The organism is Terribium retamae (assembly GCF_022347545.1).
GTDB classification, from domain to species: Bacteria; Pseudomonadota; Alphaproteobacteria; order Rhizobiales; family Rhizobiaceae; genus Mesorhizobium; species Mesorhizobium retamae.
In genome coordinates this window covers 1-2500 of record NZ_JAKREW010000095.1, presented here as the reverse complement: position 1 = coordinate 2500, position 2500 = coordinate 1, and the positions used below count along the sequence as shown (strand labels likewise).

General features: G+C 54.8%; 2 rRNA genes (1 of these 2 cut by a window edge). Both read left to right on the top strand.

Going from position 1 to position 2500, the window contains the following annotated elements:
• Positions 1-2180 (top strand): 23S ribosomal RNA (locus tag L4923_RS30470); it begins 620 nt to the left of the window's first position.
• Positions 2181-2358: 178 nt separating this feature from the next.
• A 5S ribosomal RNA gene (gene rrf, locus L4923_RS30465) occupies positions 2359-2473 on the top strand.
• Positions 2474-2500: the final 27 nt, after the last annotated feature.

Genomic DNA, 2500 nt, shown 5'->3' with positions numbered 1-2500 from the left:
AGCGACTTAGTGTGTCGAGCAAGCTTAAGCCGGTAGGTGTAGGCGCAGCGAAAGCGAGTCTGAACAGGGCGTTCAGTTCGACGCATTAGACCCGAAACCGAGTGATCTAGCCATGAGCAGGTTGAAGGTAGGGTAACACCTACTGGAGGACCGAACCCATAACTGTTGCAATAGTTCGGGATGACTTGTGGCTAGGGGTGAAAGGCCAATCAAACTCGGAAATAGCTGGTTCTCCGCGAAATCTATTTAGGTAGAGCGTCGACCGAATACCCTGGGGGGTAAAGCACTGCATGGGCTAGGGGTCCTCACCGGATTACCAAACCTAAGCAAACTCTGAATACCCAGGAGTACTAGTCGGCAGACACACGGCGGGTGCTAACGTCCGTCGTGAAAAGGGAAACAACCCTGACCTACAGCTAAGGTCCCCAAGTTATGGCTAAGTGGGAAAGGATGTGAGGATCCCAAAACAACCAGGATGTTGGCTTAGAAGCAGCCATCATTTAAAGAAAGCGTAACAGCTCACTGGTCTAAATAAGGGTCTTTGCGCCGAAAATGTAACGGGGCTAAAGCCATACACCGAAGCTTAGGGTTCGTGAGCAATCACGAGCGGTAGCGGAGCGTTCTGTAGGCCGTCGAAGCCGTACCCGTGAGGGGCGGTGGAGGTATCAGAAGTGCGAATGCTGACATGAGTAACGTAAGGGGAGTGAGAGACTCCCCCGCCGAAAGACCAAGGGTTCCTGCTTAAAGTTAATCTGAGCAGGGTTAGCCGGCCCCTAAGACGAGGCGGAAACGCGTAGTCGATGGGAACCACGTTAATATTCGTGGGCCTGTGGGTAGTGACGGATTGCACAAGTTGTCCAACCTTATCGGATTGGAAGGGCAGCGGAGCGGTTCCAGGAAATAGCTCCCACTTATAGACCGTACCCGAAACCGACACTGGTGGTCAGGTAGAGTATACCAAGGCGCTTGAGAGAACTATGCTGAAGGAACTCGGCAAATTGCACGCGTAACTTCGGAAGAAGCGTGACCCTTCTATGCGCAAGCATGGGAGGGTGGCACAGACCAGGGGGTAGCGACTGTTTATCAAAAACACAGGGCTCTGCGAAGCCGCAAGGCGACGTATAGGGTCTGACGCCTGCCCGGTGCTGGAAGGTTAAGAGGAGGGGTGCAAGCTCTGAATCGAAGCCCCAGTAAACGGCGGCCGTAACTATAACGGTCCTAAGGTAGCGAAATTCCTTGTCGGGTAAGTTCCGACCTGCACGAATGGCGTAACGACTTCCCCGCTGTCTCCAGCATAGACTCAGTGAAATTGAATTCCCCGTGAAGATGCGGGGTTCCTGCGGTTAGACGGAAAGACCCCGTGCACCTTTACTATAGCTTTACATTGGCATTCGTAGTGGCATGTGTAGGATAGGTGGTAGGCTTTGAAGCCAGGGCGCCAGCCTTGGTGGAGCCACCCTTGAAATACCACCCTTATTACTATGGATGTCTAACCGCGGCCCGTTATCCGGGTCCGGGACAATGTATGGTGGGTAGTTTGACTGGGGCGGTCGCCTCCTAAAGAGTAACGGAGGCGCGCGATGGTGGGCTCAGAACGGTCGGAAATCGTTCGCTGAGTGCAATGGCATAAGCCTGCCTGACTGCGAGACTGACAAGTCGAGCAGAGACGAAAGTCGGTCATAGTGATCCGGTGGTCCCGTGTGGAAGGGCCATCGCTCAACGGATAAAAGGTACGCCGGGGATAACAGGCTGATGACCCCCAAGAGTCCATATCGACGGGGTTGTTTGGCACCTCGATGTCGACTCATCGCATCCTGGGGCTGGAGCAGGTCCCAAGGGTATGGCTGTTCGCCATTTAAAGCGGTACGTGAGTTGGGTTCAGAACGTCGTGAGACAGTTCGGTCCCTATCTGCCGTGGGTGTAGGAATATTGAAAGGATCTGTCCCTAGTACGAGAGGACCGGGATGGACGTATCTCTGGTGGACCTGTTGTGGCGCCAGCCGCATAGCAGGGTAGCTATATACGGACGGGATAACCGCTGAAGGCATCTAAGCGGGAAACCCACCTTGAAACGAGTATTCCCTGAGAACCGTGGAAGACGACCACGTTGATAGGCCGGGTGTGGAAGAGCGGCAACGCTTGAAGCTTACCGGTACTAATAGTTCGATCGGCTTGATCGTTCTCATTCCTAATGCTCATCAAAAAGCGCTCACGCTTGAGCGGCCCTAAAGGGCCTAAGCTCCGCGAGGGCGCCGGATGAACCGGCGACGCGCAGTCGCGCTTGCGGGCAACAGCCCGAAGGCATCACTGCTCGCGCCTCGGCACAAAACAGCTTCTCGATTACGTGCGCTTTGCCGACCTGGTGGTTATGGCGGAGCGGCTGCACCCGATCCCATTCCGAACTCGGCCGTGAAACGCTCCAGCGCCAATGGTACTTCGTCTCAAGACGCGGGAGAGTAGGTCGCTGCCAGGTCTGCTAAACGCACGTAACATTCTCTTT